General features: G+C 61.1%; 14 protein-coding genes. 11 read left to right on the top strand and 3 right to left on the bottom strand.

The features are described 5' to 3' along the window. Position 1 precedes the first annotated feature (1 nt). The 3 genes from tssK to tagH form a co-directional block, all read right to left on the bottom strand. Positions 2-1,336 (bottom strand): type VI secretion system baseplate subunit TssK, encoded by a 1,335-nt coding sequence (gene tssK / locus PSH88_RS00560; protein WP_305424470.1) that lies wholly within the window; start codon positions 1,334-1,336, stop codon positions 2-4. A gap of 16 nt (positions 1,337-1,352) precedes the next feature. Further along, positions 1,353-1,865: a type VI secretion system lipoprotein TssJ gene (gene tssJ, locus PSH88_RS00555; RefSeq protein WP_305424469.1), complete on the bottom strand. Its 513-nt coding sequence runs from the start codon at positions 1,863-1,865 to the stop codon at positions 1,353-1,355. A gap of 74 nt (positions 1,866-1,939) precedes the next feature. Beyond that, on the bottom strand, positions 1,940-3,337 hold the full coding sequence (tagH, locus tag PSH88_RS00550; RefSeq protein WP_305424468.1) for a type VI secretion system-associated FHA domain protein TagH: 1,398 nt from the start codon (positions 3,335-3,337) through the stop codon (positions 1,940-1,942). A gap of 406 nt (positions 3,338-3,743) precedes the next feature. Here tagH and tssA point away from each other — a divergent pair, with 406 nt between their 5' ends. The 11 genes from tssA (at position 3,744) to tssH (ending at position 15,082) form a co-directional block, all read left to right on the top strand. After that, entirely contained in the window at positions 3,744-4,763 is a 1,020-nt protein-coding gene (gene tssA, locus PSH88_RS00545) for a type VI secretion system protein TssA (protein ID WP_305424467.1), read from the top strand. Positions 4,764-4,843: 80 nt separating this feature from the next. Beyond that, the gene (tssB, locus tag PSH88_RS00540) at positions 4,844-5,353 is read left to right on the top strand and encodes a type VI secretion system contractile sheath small subunit (RefSeq protein WP_007894500.1); all 510 of its coding nucleotides are present in this window, start codon (positions 4,844-4,846) and stop codon (positions 5,351-5,353) included. Between the two features lie 15 nt (positions 5,354-5,368). Continuing rightward, positions 5,369-6,862, top strand: a complete 1,494-nt coding sequence (tssC, locus tag PSH88_RS00535) for a type VI secretion system contractile sheath large subunit (RefSeq protein ID WP_305424466.1) — start codon at positions 5,369-5,371, stop codon at positions 6,860-6,862. Positions 6,863-7,021: 159 nt separating this feature from the next. Continuing rightward, positions 7,022-7,510, top strand: coding sequence for an Hcp family type VI secretion system effector (locus PSH88_RS00530; protein WP_007894494.1), 489 nt, complete (start codon positions 7,022-7,024; stop codon positions 7,508-7,510). An 82-nt stretch (positions 7,511-7,592) separates the two neighbouring features. Then, on the top strand, positions 7,593-8,030 hold the full coding sequence (locus tag PSH88_RS00525) for a type VI secretion system amidase effector protein Tae4 (RefSeq protein ID WP_123500799.1): 438 nt from the start codon (positions 7,593-7,595) through the stop codon (positions 8,028-8,030). A gap of 8 nt (positions 8,031-8,038) precedes the next feature. Next, positions 8,039-8,473: a hypothetical protein gene (locus PSH88_RS00520; RefSeq protein WP_305424465.1), complete on the top strand. Its 435-nt coding sequence runs from the start codon at positions 8,039-8,041 to the stop codon at positions 8,471-8,473. 134 nt (positions 8,474-8,607) lie between these two features. Beyond that, positions 8,608-9,033, top strand: a complete 426-nt coding sequence (locus tag PSH88_RS00515; RefSeq protein ID WP_305483444.1) for a hypothetical protein — start codon at positions 8,608-8,610, stop codon at positions 9,031-9,033. Beyond that, positions 9,027-9,539, top strand: coding sequence for a type VI secretion system baseplate subunit TssE (gene tssE, locus PSH88_RS00510; RefSeq protein WP_123357168.1), 513 nt, complete (start codon positions 9,027-9,029; stop codon positions 9,537-9,539). Before PSH88_RS00515 ends, tssE begins: the two co-directional genes overlap by 7 nt. Further along, positions 9,536-11,395, top strand: a complete 1,860-nt coding sequence (tssF, locus tag PSH88_RS00505) for a type VI secretion system baseplate subunit TssF (RefSeq protein WP_305424464.1) — start codon at positions 9,536-9,538, stop codon at positions 11,393-11,395. Before tssE ends, tssF begins: the two co-directional genes overlap by 4 nt. Beyond that, positions 11,359-12,411 (top strand): type VI secretion system baseplate subunit TssG, encoded by a 1,053-nt coding sequence (tssG, locus tag PSH88_RS00500; RefSeq protein WP_305424463.1) that lies wholly within the window; start codon positions 11,359-11,361, stop codon positions 12,409-12,411. Before tssF ends, tssG begins: the two co-directional genes overlap by 37 nt. Next, positions 12,404-15,082, top strand: coding sequence for a type VI secretion system ATPase TssH (gene tssH, locus PSH88_RS00495; RefSeq protein ID WP_305424462.1), 2,679 nt, complete (start codon positions 12,404-12,406; stop codon positions 15,080-15,082). The genes tssG and tssH overlap by 8 nt, the downstream gene beginning before the upstream one ends. Positions 15,083-15,109 lie beyond the last annotated feature (27 nt).

Below are 15,109 nucleotides of genomic sequence, written 5' to 3'. Positions count from 1 at the left end.
TTTATCCTCGGATCGCCCAGAAAGCCAGGTTCAGCCCCGGGAATTGCCCCGCGATGTAGAACGCAAAACCGCCGGAGTTGGCCAGTTGTTGCCAATGCTCGCTGCCCCGGTCCAGTTCGTAATAAGTGGAGCCGGCGTGATACGGGATCTGCCGTGGCGCCACCGGCAGCGGCAGCAGGCCAATGCCCGGTAATTGCAGGTTGACCAGGTTGCGGATGTGCTCCACCGAGCCGACCTTGCTCTGTTGGCCGAAGTGGCTGCGCAGGGTTTCGGCGGGTACGTCGGCGCGCACCACCAGGATGAAGCTGGCGCTGTCGAGCAGGGACTTGTCGGCCAGCATCGCCACATGGACGCCGTAGGCTTTTTCGACAATCGGAATCGGCGTGGCCTTGCTGTCGATCAGCATCGATAGCGCCTCACGCAGGGCTTGCATCACCGGCGCGAAACTCAGCGCCAAGTCATCGTGTTGGTATTGCGGGTATTCCTGGGGGCGCCGCCCGGAAGCGGTAAAGGTCGAGAACTCGCCAGCCAGACTCACCAACTCGCTGTAGAACCGCTCGGGGTGCAACGGGCTCAACTGGCTCAAGTGCTGGATCAACGGCTGGGCACGATTGACCAGTTGCAGCAACATGAAATCGGCAATTTCCGAGGCACCGCCGGCACCGGATGCCACCACGCGCCCGGCGAGGGCTTCACCGCGCTGATGCAGCAGGCCCAGCAGTTCGCTGCGGAACGCGGCCAAGGGGGTGGAGGCGACCACATCCAGCAGCGGCGGAATGTAAGTGTCGTCGAGCACCAAGGCACGGTCGGCGCGTTTCTCCTTGATTCGTACCAGGCCGATGGCGGCGTAGTCGCTGATGCCATCCTGGGCAACCAATAATCGCAGCGCCCTCGACCCCACGGCCACCGGGGCCTGATTTTCGAACGGCGCGTTGTCGTCCCGCACTTCGCGCACCTGGCTCACGTAGCGCGCAGCGCCCAGGACTTCGCCTTCGTCAACGGTATCCCGCGCACCGGCGCGCTTGAGCGGCAAGGCCAGGTACACCAAGCCATCGCGCAGGTTGTCATCGACATTCAGCGGGCTAGGCGCCAGGTCATCCTGGGGAATATTGAATGGCGTGCCGTCCGGCAACAGGCCCCGTGCCGAGATGATTGCCAGTTTGCCCTGGGCCAACAGGCCCTGGTCGATCAGCAATTCGGAGAAACCCCAGGCGCCGGCCGACAACGGGCGGCTCCGGGCGTCGATGAGGTTCTCCAGGTAACGGTCATGCTGCTGGAAGTGCTGCGTTCCAATGAACATGCCTTCCGACCAGACCACACGATTGTTCCAGGACATGGGGAGCTCCGATTGCTTATTGGGCAGGGCTGGATGGGGAAACCACGACGGCGCTGCGCACGGCTCGCACATCGAGGCTGATCTGGTATTCGGTGTATTGGCGCGGCGGGACATTCATCACTGCGCGCCACAACGACTGATCCAGCTCGCGATACCCCACCAGTACGCCGATATGGCGGGTGGCCGGGTCGAGGTCGCGCTGCAGGCTCAACTGCTGGCCGGGCTGGATCAGCACTTCGTCCTGGTCGATCAGGTCTGCGCCGAGCGTCGCCTGGGCCCGTTCGGCCAGTGCGAAATAATCGGAACGGCCGAAGGTGGCGGCATTTTTCAATTCGAAAATACGCACCCGGACCGGGGCTGGCTGGCCAGTGGCGCCGGGGTTGAGCCCGGCAATGGCGTGAAAGTGCAACTCGACGGCGGCCGTGTCGGCCTCGGCCTCAGTCTCTTCGGGCTGGGGTTTTGCCGCATCCTTGGCACATGCGGTCAGCAGAAGCGCGGTGGCAACTGCGAGTAAAAACCTGGGAATCATCCTGCGTCCTCAATGACGTTTCAGCTATCCGTTGTTCCGTTCTTTGCTATGAATGGCGCTATGCGATGCGATGCTCAGCCGCGGCGCTGCCTTGTACTGTGTTCTTCGTAGGCGCGGCTGAACTCCCGACCGAACAGGTCCTGGAAATCCTCTTGGGCCTCGCGGGAAATATTGCTGTAGAGCTCGGTGAACTGCTGCCAGTACTGGGCCTGTCGCGAGCCATTGAAAATGCTCGACAGGCCACCGGGCTTGCCCATGCGCTCTTCCAGTTGCGCCGGCTCGAAGCGCGCCAGCAGGTGCTTGATCGCAGCTTCCACGCCGGCCATCACCGCCAATTGGTGGGCACGCAAGTCATCGAAACTGTCACGTACCGCCAGGTCCGGCGCCATGAACGCCTGATTGCTGTGGCGCAACAGCAACAGCAATGCTTCATCGACGTTGGGAGCGAATTTCAGCGGATTGTTTTCCACCGGCTGAATCATCGTTTGCTGAATGCGGAACTCGCCCTTGAGGCTGCTACGGGCGCGCAAGACATCGATCAGGCCTTCGACCATCAGCCGATAACTGCGGCCGATGCTTTCCATTTGTGCTTCGGCCTGGGCCTTGTCCAGGCGCAACTGATCCAGCCCGGCACCGCGCAGAAAGGCTTGCAACAGGTCGGGTTGAGAATTGTCGGCCGGGGTGACCGGGCGTTCGACGATGGCCACGGGCGGTTCGCGTAGGGGTGCCGGTTCGATCGGTGCGCTGATGTGAGGTACGGGCGGCGGCGCAACCTCTGCAACGGGCAGGGCGGCGACAATCACCGGCGCAGGCTTGTCGCTGAACAGGTCCCAATCTTCCGGAATCACCGGGGCCGACGCCAGCGGCGCAGGCGTGGCCACGGGCGTTGGGTTGGGGATCGGAGTCGGTGGGCGGAAGTCGTGTTGCTCGGCCGGGACATGGTCGGGCTGGGTGGCCGGCGGGACGCTGGTCGGTGTCAGAAAGTCGAACAGGTCCGGCATCGTGTCCATGGCCGATACGCCCTGAAAATGTGCAGGTGGTGTCACGGGCAACGACGTCGGCGTATTCACGACGGCGCCCTGACGCCCCATCAGGGCCTCGAAGCTGCTGGACGAATCGGCGAAAGGGTTGCCGTCAGTCACCGGCAGACTGAAATCGATACGCGCCTGGATTTCATAATCACCGATGCGGATAACTTCGCCATCTTGCAACGGCTCGCTGTTGCCCTTGCGCAGACGAAGACCGGCCTTGACCAATTCCACACCGTTAGTGCTGTTATCAGTTAAGTAATACCGGCCATCTTTATATTGAATAACGCAATGTTTTCCGGAAACCAAGCGCTCTGGATCGGGTAATACCCAGTCATTATCAGAATTACGGCCTATTGCCATCACGCCCTGATCCATGGATTTCTCAGGGCACTGGCCAGGGGTAATTTTGTGATAACTAGTGATAGTCAAACACAGCGACATCTTGCCTCCTTGCTGAACACTTTGCGCGCGGGCGAATCGGGATTTACTCCCGTTAGATTCGTTCCGACTACCTTGCAAACAACCTCGAAAACGGCTTTTTACCAGCATGATTGCTGATCTTAACCGGCTTGCGTGACAAAAAACCTGCATCAGTGCTCGCCTCGACCAATCAGTCGCGCAGGTTGTTAAGCACCTCACATCTGTCACACAGAGGAAATAGCTTACCTTGACAAGCCATAAGTACTACACCAAAAATGCATAACTTCTTGAATATAGATGATGGCACTTTAAGATCATTGCGCATCCAAAGGGCTATTACACTCAAGGAAGCATGTGAAGTTCCACCTGGAACTAACATGTGAACTGCCCGACTCTGATAAGTCGGGCGATAGGGAGATCAAATTCAGTGGAAGTGCCTTTGTTGCTCGCCGCCGTTTCCGCGACTTCGCCTTGTGGCGAAGATCTGGAATATGACGCGGATTTTTTGCGCCTGGAACGCGATTCCCTGGGCCAGCCCGAGCGCAGCATGGGCGATTCGATATTGCCTGCCGCCCCCCCCGAATGGCGCAGCATCCAGCAGCAAAGTCTGGATTTGTTGCAGCGCAGCAAAGACCTGCGTATCACCCATTTCCTTTTGCAAAGCTCGCTTGCCCTCGAAGGCGTCACCGGCCTGGCCCGCGTCCTGACACTGATCAGCGAATTGCTCAAGCAATACTGGGCCGACCTGCATCCACGCCTGGATGCCGAAGACGACAACGACCCCACCGTGCGCATCAATGCCCTCGCCGGCCTGACATCCGATGCCACCATTCGCCTGCTGCGCGAAAGCATCCTGGCCCGTTCGCGAACCTTTGGCGCTGTCAGCCTGCGCGCCGCCGCCAATGCCAGCGGCCTGCAAAGCTTCCCTGACGAAAACCTCGGCGCCGAGCAGCTCGCCGGGGCGTTCCTGGATAGCGATCCCGAACAGTTGGAAATTACCCGCGCAGCGTTGCATGAGGCTCGTAGCGTCGCCGAGGCCATCGAGCAACAGATCAGCGAACACGTCGGTTCCGCCCAGGGCGTTGACCTTGGTCCGTTGAAGCAACCGCTCAAAATGGCCTTGCAGATTCTCGGCCAGTTCGCCCCGCAGAGCGGCGACAGCCCCCTGCCCGATTCCATCAGCGACGACAGTGCCGCGCCGGTTGAACACTCCACCGCGCCGAGCACACCGCGCAGCACTGGCGAAATCAACAACCGCGACGACGTGTTGCGCAGCCTGGACCGGATTCTTGCGTACTACACCCGTCATGAGCCCTCCAGCCCGCTGCCGGTGCTGTTGAACCGGGCGAAGAATTTGGTGCACGCCGACTTTGCGGCCATCGTGCGCAACCTGATTCCCGACGGCATGAGCCAATTTGAAAACCTGCGCGGACCAGACGGCGAATAAAAGCGAACGGATCACGCAGTCACGTCACCGGTACCGCCGATGACGCCAACACCGTCGCTTGAGCGACCAGGAGCAGCAACGTGGCGAAGCAAAGTTCTCAGAAATTCATCGCGCGCAACCGCGCGCCTCGAGTGCAGATCGAGTACGACGTCGAACTCTACGGCGCCGAGAAAAAAGTCCAGCTGCCCTTCGTCATGGGCGTGATGGCGGACCTCGCCGGCAAGCCCGCCGAGCCTCTGGCGCCTGTGGCCGATCGCAAGTTCCTCGAAGTGGATGTCGACAACTTCGACTCGCGCCTCAAGGCCATGCAGCCACGCGTCGCGTTCCACGTGCCCAACGAGCTGACCGGCGAAGGCAACCTGAGTCTGGACATCACTTTTGAAAGCATGGACGACTTCAGCCCGGCCGCCGTGGCGCGCAAGGTCGACTCGCTGAACAAGTTGCTCGAAGCGCGCACCCAACTGGCCAACCTGCTGACCTACATGGACGGCAAGACCGGTGCCGAAGAAATCATCATGAAGGCCATCAAGGATCCGGCGCTGCTCCAGGCGCTTGCCAGTGCGCCGAAGCCAGCCGAGCCTCAGGCTTAATCAGGACGAATGATCATGACCGATTCAGTACGTGCAGACGCTCAGACACTGGGCACCATCGAAGAAGCCAGCGAGTTCGCCTCCCTGCTGCTGCAAGAATTCAAACCCAAGACCGAACGTGCTCGCGAAGCCGTCGAGACCGCCGTGCGCACCCTGGCCGAACAGGCTCTGGCGCAGACCGACCTGGTGTCCAACGACGCCATCAAGTCGATCGAATCAATCATCGCCGCCATCGACGCCAAGCTCACCGCTCAGGTCAATCAGGTCATCCATCACCCGGACTTCCAGCAACTGGAAAGTGCCTGGCGTGGCCTGCACTACCTGGTCAACAACACCGAGAGCGATGAGCAACTGAAGATTCGCGTGCTCAACATCTCCAAGACCGACCTGCACAAGACCCTGAAGAAATTCAAGGGCACCGCATGGGACCAGAGCCCGATCTTCAAGAAGATGTACGAAGAAGAATACGGCCAGTTCGGCGGCGAACCTTACGGTTGCCTCGTGGGCGATTACTACTTCGACCAGTCGCCGCCGGATGTCGAGTTGCTGGGCGAGTTGTCGAAAGTCTGCGCCGCCATGCACTCGCCGTTCATCGCCGCCGCATCGCCGACCGTGATGGGGATGGGCTCGTGGCAGGAACTGTCGAACCCGCGCGATCTGACCAAAATCTTCACCACCCCGGAATACGCCGGCTGGCGCTCTCTGCGCGAATCGGAAGACTCGCGCTACATCGGCCTGACCATGCCGCGCTTCCTCGCGCGTCTGCCATATGGCGCCAAGACCGATCCGGTGGAGGCCTTCGCCTTCGAAGAAAGCACCGACGGTGCCGACAGTTCCAAGTACACGTGGGCCAACGCTGCTTACGCGATGGCGGTGAACATCAACCGTTCGTTCAAACACTTCGGCTGGTGCTCGCGCATTCGTGGCGTGGAGTCTGGCGGTGAAGTGGAAAACCTGCCGGCGCACACCTTCCCGACTGACGATGGTGGCGTGGACATGAAGTGCCCAACCGAAATCGCCATTTCGGACCGCCGCGAAGCGGAACTGGCGAAGAACGGTTTCATGCCGCTGCTGCACAAGAAAAACACCGACTTCGCCGCGTTCATCGGCGCCCAGTCGTTGCAGAAACCGGCCGAGTACGACGACCCGGACGCCACCGCCAACGCCAACCTGGCTGCGCGCCTGCCGTACCTGTTCGCTACCTGCCGTTTCGCTCATTACTTGAAGTGCATCGTGCGCGACAAGATCGGCTCCTTCAAAGAGAAGGACGAAATGCAGCGCTGGTTGCAGGACTGGATCCTCAACTACGTCGACGGTGACCCGGCGCACTCCACCGAAACCACCAAGGCCCAGCACCCATTGGCGGCGGCCGAAGTGATCGTCGAGGACGTGGAAGGCAACCCGGGGTACTACAACTCCAGGTTCTACCTGCGCCCGCACTATCAGCTCGAAGGGCTGACCGTGTCGCTGCGTCTGGTATCCAAGCTGCCTTCGGCCAAAGGCGCATAAAAACGCCCTTGATGTGATCGTTCCCACGCTCTGCGTGGGAATGCCGCCCGGGACGCTCCGCGTCCCAGTGACGCAGAGCGTCACCCGATGCGTTACCACGCAGAGCGTGGGAACGATCAGCAAAAACACAATGTGGTAGAGACCACACAGGGAGAAAACATGGCTGTTGATATTTTCATCAAGATCGGCGACATCAAGGGCGAGTCCATGGACAAGGCCCACAAGGACGAAATCGACGTCTTGAACTGGAGCTGGGGCATGTCTCAGTCCGGCAACATGCACGTGGGCAGCGGCGGCGGTGCCGGCAAGGTGAATATCCAGGACCTGTCGCTGACCAAATACGTCGACAAGGCCTCACCGAACCTGATGATGCACTGCGCCAGCGGCAAGCACATCGACAAGGTCAAGCTGACCGTGCGCAAGGCCGGCGGCGAAAGCCAGGTCGAGTACATGATCATCAACCTGGAAGAAGTGCTGGTCACTTCCCTGAGCACCGGCGGCTCGGGCAGCGATGATCGCCTGACCGAAAACCTCACCCTGAACTTCGCCAAGGTGCTGGTGGACTACCAGCCGCAAAAAGCCGATGGCACCAAGGAAGGCGGACCGGTCAAGTTCGGCTGGAACATCCGCCAGAACGTCAAGGTGTAATCGAACGTGCCCCCGTCGTTATGCGTCGGGGGCATTTTGGTGCTTGCTCGAATCCAATCCTTTCCCATCCGGTGTCTGAGTCATGGCCAAGCCTTCGTTTATTAATTTGTGGAGCAGCTATCCCACCGTCAAGGATCCATGCGACCAGCCCTGGGGCAACCAGTGCGCGATTCGTATGAGTGTCGCGTTGAATGGCGAGCTGACCATCAAGGTCAACAAATCGACCTACACCGATCCCAAATGCAAGCATGACCATGCCCGTGGCGCCGAGTCTCTGGCGAACTGGCTGTGGCGGCATCATTTGGGGCGTCCGACCATTTTGAGTGGTAGCGCAGCCGATCGTCTGAAACTCAGCCAGAAGACCGGAATCATCTTTTTCAAGGATTGCTTTAGCCGTGCAAACGAGCCTGAAAGCGAGCGCTCAGGCGACCACATCGATCTATGGAATCGTGGCCGAACCAAAGGCTTCTTTGATGGTGATTTCCTTTCCAGACAGGTCTGGTTCTGGGAGTTGACATGATAGGGCCAATGCTCCGAGCGACACTCCTGTGCGGCCTGCTGATCAGTTTGAATGCCTGCGCTGAAACCGATCCAGACCAACTCGACGCGCCCGCTCGCACTCAAGGAACGTTCGCCGGCCAGCTACTTAAGCTAGTCGACCAGAACGGTCAATGCGCCATCCTCAAACCTGATCAGACTCATTTGGTGTTGGGTATGGAATGGCCGTGCTATTTCAACCTGAACCCAAAGGGTGAATTGCGGGTAGAAATGTTCAGAGACGTCCCGATTTTCCTGGTCGAGCGGAGCGTCCCCGAACCATCGCCTAGTCGGGACTGCGATACAAAATCCCAAGCCGTACGCAAAATCAACGGCGTTCTGGAAGCCTCGTCGGTCAACCCCAGTGCCATGTGCGGGCTCGGCCAGCAAGACCAGAAAATGTTTACGGCACTATTCCGGTGGTAACCGAAATCGCCATCCGCGATCGCCTGCAACCGTCCCTCCCGGCCCGGTTGAATGCGCCGATGGCGTTTACTGCTTGCTCCAATCCAGTCCTTTCCTGCTCGGTGCCCGAGTCGGGGTCAGGTCTTCGTTTATCAATGAAAAAGCATCTGCTCACCGTGTGCCTGGCGATGAATTTCATCAGCCTGGGCGCATGGGCCCAACATGCTGAACCGACGGCCACCCAGGCAGTCTTCGTCGGGCAACAACTCAGATTGGTTGACGATCAGGGCCGATGCACACTGGTCAAACCCGACCAGACTCGTATGAGGCTGGACATGGAATGGCCTTGCAGCTTCAGTTTGGATAAACCGCAAAGGCTGCGTGTAGAGACCTTCAACGACATTCCGATATTCGCGGTCTGGCGTAGCGAGCACATGCCAGCGCCTAGTCGCGACTGCCTCAGCAAAATGCAGGCTATACGCCAAATCAACGGGGCCCTGGAAGCGGGCGCCGCGAGTAACTATGCCTCCTGCGGCTCGGGCGGGGACCAAAAAATGTATGTGGGGCCATTTACGTGGTAACCGAAATCGCCACCCGCGATCGCCTGCAACCGTCCCTGCTGGACCGGTTGACCGACGACGACCCGAGCAACCTGAAGGAAAGCGCCGACAAGCGCGTGCTATCCCTGACCCAACTGAAAGCCTCGGTGCTGCGTGATTTGGCGTGGCTGCTCAACACCACTTCATTGCTCAGCGCCGATGCGACGTTGCACACCCCGGCCGGCACGTCGGTGGTCAACTTCGGGCTGCCGGCCCTGGCCGGCAACAGTGCGTCGAACGTCGATATCGCGGCGCTTGAAGCGCTGATCCACCAGGCTATCGCCACGTTCGAACCGCGGATTCTGCGTAACACGTTGCGCGTGCGGGCCCGGGCATCCGCCGAGATGAACCACAACGCCCTGAGTTTCGAGATCGAAGGCGATCTCTGGGCCCAGCCAGTGCCGCTGCGCCTGATGCTGCAAACCGACCTGGACCTGGAATCCGGCCATGTGCGAGTGATCAACGCCGATCAGCGGAGACGCTCATGAACCCGCGCCTGCTGGAACTGTACAACCAGGAATTGCACCACGTGCGCGAAAGCGCGGCGGAGTTCGCTCAGGAATACCCGAAAATCGCCAGTCGGCTGACGTTGTCCGGCATGGACTGCGCCGACCCGTACGTCGAGCGCTTGCTGGAAGGGTTCGCCTACCTGACGGCGCGGGTACAGCTCAAACTCGATGCCGAATACCCGACCTTCACTCATAACCTGCTGGAAATCGCGTACCCCCATTACCTGGCGCCAACACCGTCGATGACCGTGGTGCAATTGCAGGCCGACCCTGATGAAGGCTCGCTGAGCAGCGGCTTCCCGCTGCCCCGGGACACGGTTCTGCGTGCCGCCCTGGGTCGCGAAACCCAAACCTGCTGCGAGTACCGCACCGCCCACGCGGTGACGTTGTGGCCGTTGCAGGTCAGCCAGGCCGAGTATTTCGGCAACCCGTCCGCCGTGCTCGGGCGCATGGCCGCCAGCGAACCCAAGGCCAAGGCCGGTCTTCGCCTGACCCTGCGCACCGGCGCCGAACTACCGTTCAACAGTCTGGCCCTGGACAACCTGCCGCTGTACCTCAGCGGTGCAGACGAACAACCCTTCCGCCTCTACGAACAGCTGCTGGGCAACGTCTGCGCCGTGTTCGCCCGTCAGCCCGGCGGTGATTGGGTGGAACGCCTGCCGCAGGACGCGCTGCGTTCCGTGGGATTCGATGACACCGACGCCGCGCTACCAGTGGTCTCGCGGGCCTTCCAGGGCTATCGCCTGTTGCAGGAATACTTCGCCCTGCCCCACCGCTTTCTGTTTGTCGACTTCACCCAATTGAGCCGGGCGGTCAAACGCTGCGACGGCCAGACACTGGAATTGATCGTGCTGTTCGACCGTCACGATCCGAGCCTGGAAGGCAGCGTCGGAGCCGCGCAGTTCCTGCCGTTCTGCACCCCGGCCATCAACTTGTTTCCCAAACGCCTGGATCGCATCCACTTGTCGGAACGGGTCAATGAACACCATGTGATCGCCGACCGCACCCGGCCGATGGATTTCGAGATTCATTCCCTGACCACCCTCACCGGCCACGGCACCGGGTCGGAGCAGCCTTTTTTGCCGTTCTATGCGGTACGCGATCCGTCTCGTTATGGCCGCGATCAAGCCTGGTACACGGTGCGGCGCGAACCCCGCGTGCTGTCCAGCGGCCAGCGGCGCAACGGCCCGCGTTCGACTTACATCGGCAGCGAAACCTTCGTCAGTCTGGTGGACAGCCAGCAGGCGCCTTATCGCCACGACCTGCGCCAACTGGGCGTAACGGCGTTGTGCACCAACCGCGACCTGCCGCTGTTCATGAGCGTGGGCAATAGCAAGACCGACTTCACCCTGGCCGACAGCGCACCGGTAGCGGCGGTGCGCTGCGTGGCAGGCCCGAGCCGCCCACGCGCCAGTCATGCCCATGACGCCAAGGCGTGGCGGCTGATCAGCCAGCTGTCGCTCAATTACTTGTCCCTCAGCGAGCAAGGCCAGGGCGCCGCCGCCCTGCGCGAACTGCTGCGCCTGTATGGCGACAGCAACGATGCGGCGTTGCAATTGCAGATCGAAGGCCTGCGCGAAGTCAGCAGCAAGGCCTGCACCCGACGCTTGCCAATGCCGGGCCCGATCGTGTTTGGTCGTGGCCTGGAGATCACCCTGGAATTCGATGAAAACGCGTTTCGCGGCACTGGAGTCTTCTTGCTCGGTGCCGTGTTCGAGCGCTTCCTGGCACGCTACGTGTCGATCAACAGTTTTACCGAGACGGTGATCCGTACCACCGAACGCGGCGAGATCATGCGATGGAAAGCCAAGCCCGGACGCCGTCCGACCCTGTGAGTACTCTGGATGCGATGCACCAGGAGCCCTGGGAATACGACTTCTTCCAGGCGTTGCGGCGCATCGAGTGCGAATCACCTGAACTGCCGCGCCTGGGCCATTCGTTGCGCCTGGCCGATGATCCACTGCGCCTTGGGCAACAGGCCGATTGCACCTTCGCCCCGGCGACCCTGGCTTCGGTACAGCCGGGCGTCGACGGTGCGCCGGCGCGCCTGGAGCAGTTCTTTTTCGGCCTCGGCGGCCCCAACGGCCCATTGCCGCTGCACCTCACCGAATATGTGCGCGAACGCCAGCGCAACAACGCCGACAGCACCAGTAAACGCTTCCTGGATGTGTTCCATCACCGCCTGCTGAGCCTGTTTTACCGGGCCTGGGCCGAAGCGCGGCCGACGGTCAGCCATGATCGCCCGGACGATGACTACTGGTCGGCACGCCTGGCAGCACTGAGCGGCCGGGGCATGCCGAGCCTGCTCAAACAAGGGCTGATCCCCGACACGGCGAAGTTGCATTACAGCGGTCATCTGTCGGCACAAACCCGCTACCCGGACGGTTTGAAGGCCATTCTCAGCGAGTACTTCGGCCTGCCGGTGGAGATCGAAGAGTACGTCGGCCAATGGCTGCAGCTGCCGGAACGCAGCCGCGTGGGCGTCAGCGCCCATCAATTGGGCGTGGATTTTTGCCTGGGCCGTTACGTCTGGGATCGCCAGCACAAATTCCGCATTCGCCTGGGGCCACTCAAGCTGGATGACTACATGGGCATGCTGCCCGGTAGCCAACCCTTCAATGAGCTGGTGGCCTGGGTGGCCGAATACCTGGGCCATGAACTGGACTGGGATCTGAACCTGATTCTGAAACAGCCCGACGTACCGGCGTTGCAACTCAATCGCCAGTTCCGCCTGGGTTTCAATACCTGGCTGGGCCAACCCGAAAAAGATGCCAAGGATTTAATACTGGCCCGGCACTACGCCGAGCAGGCCAACACCTCACAGATCTCAAGGAGCCATGAGCATGGGTGAAATCAGTCGCGCCGCGTTATTCGGCAAACTCAACAGCGTGGCCTACAAAGCCATCGAAGCCGCCACCGTGTTCTGCAAGTTGCGCGGTAACCCTTATGTGGAGCTGGCCCACTGGTTTCATCAGTTGCTGCAATTGCAGGACTCGGACCTGCACCGCATCATCCGTCAGTTCAATATCGAGCCGGCACGCCTGGCCCGGGACCTGACCGAAGCCCTGGACCGTTTACCACGGGGCTCGACGTCCATCACTGACTTGTCCTCCCATGTGGAAGAAGCCGTGGAGCGCGGCTGGGTCTACGGCAGCCTGATGTTCGGCGAAAGCCAGGTGCGTACCGGTTACCTGGTGCTGGGCATCCTCAAGACGCCGAGCCTGCGCCATGGGCTACTGGGGCTGTCGGCGGAATTTGACAAGATCAAGGTCGAGGCCCTGAGCGAGCGCTTTGACGAATACGTCGGTGACTCGCCGGAAAATGCGCTCAGCGCCAGCGATGGTTTCAACGCAGGCAGCGTGCCCGGTGAAGCCAGCGGCGCCATGGCTCCCAGCGCCATGGGCAAGCAGGAAGCACTCAAGCGCTTTACCGTCGACCTCACCGAGCAGGCCCGCAGCGGCAAGCTTGATCCGATTGTCGGGCGTGACGAAGAAATCCGCCAACTGGTGGACATCCTCATGCGCCGTCGGCAGAACAACCCGATTCTGACCGGTGAAGCCGGCGTCGGTAAAACCGCCGTGGTCGAAGGCTTTGCCCTGCGCATCGTCGCCGGTGACGTACCTCCGGCGCTCAAGGACGTGGAACTGCGCAGCCTCGACGTCGGCCTGTTGCAGGCCGGTGCGAGCATGAAAGGTGAATTCGAACAGCGCCTGCGCCAGGTCATCGAAGACGTCCAGGCCTCGCCAAAACCGATCATCCTGTTTATCGACGAAGCCCACACGCTGGTCGGTGCCGGTGGTGCCGCCGGCACCGGGGATGCGGCCAATCTGCTCAAACCGGCGCTGGCCCGGGGCACGTTGCGCACCGTGGCCGCCACCACTTGGGCCGAGTACAAGAAGCACATCGAAAAAGACCCGGCCCTGACTCGCCGCTTCCAGGTGGTGCAAGTCGCCGAGCCGTCCGAAGACAAGGCGCTGCTGATGATGCGCGGCGTGGCCTCGACCATGGAGAAACACCATCAGGTGCAGATCCTCGACGAAGCCCTGGAAGCCTCGGTCAAGCTCTCCCATCGCTACATCCCGGCGCGCCAGTTGCCGGACAAATCCGTGAGCCTGCTGGACACCGCCTGCGCCCGGGTCGCCATCAGCCTGCACGCCGTGCCGGCCGAAGTGGATGACAGCCGTCGCCGCATCGAGGCGCTGGAAACCGAACTGCAAATCATCGCCCGCGAGCATGCCATCGGCATCGTCATCGGCGCCCGCCAAACCCAAAGCGAAAACCTGCTGAGTGCCGAACGCGAACGCCTCGCCGAGCTGGAAAGTCGCTGGGCCGAAGAGAAAACCCTGGTGGACGAACTGCTCGCCACCCGCGCCACCCTGCGCGAGCGCGTCGGTGTGGTGGACAGCGAGGACGGCAGCGAGACCAGCCACGCCTTGCGCGAAAAACTGGTGGACCTGCAACAGCGCCTCAGCACCCTGCAAGGCGAAACCCCGCTGATTCTGCCGACGGTCGATTACCAGGCCGTGGCCTCGGTGGTCGCCGACTGGACGGGTATTCCGGTGGGCCGCATGGCCCGCAACGAACTGGAAACTGTGCTCAACCTCGACCTGCACCTGAAGAAACGCATCATCGGCCAGGACCACGCCTTGCAGATGATCGCCAAACGCATCCAGACCTCCCGCGCCGGCCTCGACAACCCGAGCAAACCGATTGGCGTGTTCATGCTCGCCGGCACCTCCGGTGTGGGCAAGACCGAAACCGCCCTGGCGCTGGCCGAAGCCATGTACGGCGGCGAGCAGAACGTCATCACCATCAACATGAGCGAATTCCAGGAAGCTCACACCGTGTCCACCCTAAAGGGCGCGCCACCGGGCTATATCGGCTATGGCGAAGGCGGCGTGCTGACCGAAGCCGTGCGGCGCAAACCCTACAGCGTGGTGCTGCTGGATGAGGTGGAAAAAGCCCACCCGGACGTGCACGAGATCTTCTTCCAGGTCTTCGATAAAGGCGTGATGGAGGACGGCGAAGGACGGGTGATCGACTTCAAGAACACCTTGATCCTGCTGACCACCAACGCTGGCACCGAGTTGATTGCCCAGGTCTGCAAAGACCCGCAAAACGTGCCCGAACCCGAAGCGATCGCCAAGGCCCTGCGCCAGCCGCTGCTGGAGATTTTCCCGCCGGCATTGCTGGGCCGCCTGGTGACCATTCCGTACTACCCGCTCAGCGACGAGATGCTCAAGGCCATTACCCGCCTGCAACTCAACCGCATCAAAAAGCGCGTGGAGAACACCCATAAAGTGGCCTTCGACTACGACGACGCGGTGATCGACCTGATCGTCTCCCGCTGCACCGAAACCGAAAGCGGCGGGCGGATGATCGACACCATCCTGACCAACAGCCTGTTGCCGGACATGAGCCGCGAGTTCCTCACCCGCATGCTCGAAGGCAAAGCGCTGGCAGGCGTGCGGATCAGCGCCCGGGATAACGAACTGCACTACGACTTCAGCGACGCCGCATAGCCCCTGGAGGAATGCGGTCAGTGTGGG

This window comes from Pseudomonas wuhanensis (assembly GCF_030687395.1).
Classification (GTDB): Bacteria; Pseudomonadota; Gammaproteobacteria; order Pseudomonadales; family Pseudomonadaceae; genus Aquipseudomonas; species Aquipseudomonas wuhanensis.
The sequence above is the reverse complement of the archived record's forward strand: the minus strand, read 5'-3'. Positions and strand labels throughout refer to the sequence as shown.

What these genes read in the sequence shown, in the direction of transcription:
- tssK (WP_305424470.1), bottom strand. Translation starts at nt 1,336, where the DNA reads ATGTCCTGGAACAATCGTGTGGTCTGGTCGGAAGGCATGTTCATTGGA.
- tssJ (WP_305424469.1), bottom strand. Translation starts at nt 1,865, where the DNA reads ATGATTCCCAGGTTTTTACTCGCAGTTGCCACCGCGCTTCTGCTGACC.
- tagH (WP_305424468.1), bottom strand. Translation starts at nt 3,337, where the DNA reads ATGTCGCTGTGTTTGACTATCACTAGTTATCACAAAATTACCCCTGGC.
- tssC (WP_305424466.1), top strand. Translation starts at nt 5,369, where the DNA reads ATGACCGATTCAGTACGTGCAGACGCTCAGACACTGGGCACCATCGAA.
- PSH88_RS00530 (WP_007894494.1), top strand. Translation starts at nt 7,022, where the DNA reads ATGGCTGTTGATATTTTCATCAAGATCGGCGACATCAAGGGCGAGTCC.
- PSH88_RS00525 (WP_123500799.1), top strand. Translation starts at nt 7,593, where the DNA reads ATGGCCAAGCCTTCGTTTATTAATTTGTGGAGCAGCTATCCCACCGTC.
- PSH88_RS00520 (WP_305424465.1), top strand. Translation starts at nt 8,039, where the DNA reads ATGCTCCGAGCGACACTCCTGTGCGGCCTGCTGATCAGTTTGAATGCC.
- PSH88_RS00515 (WP_305483444.1), top strand. Translation starts at nt 8,608, where the DNA reads ATGAAAAAGCATCTGCTCACCGTGTGCCTGGCGATGAATTTCATCAGC.
- tssF (WP_305424464.1), top strand. Translation starts at nt 9,536, where the DNA reads ATGAACCCGCGCCTGCTGGAACTGTACAACCAGGAATTGCACCACGTG.
- tssG (WP_305424463.1), top strand. Translation starts at nt 11,359, where the DNA reads ATGGAAAGCCAAGCCCGGACGCCGTCCGACCCTGTGAGTACTCTGGAT.
- tssH (WP_305424462.1), top strand. Translation starts at nt 12,404, where the DNA reads ATGGGTGAAATCAGTCGCGCCGCGTTATTCGGCAAACTCAACAGCGTG.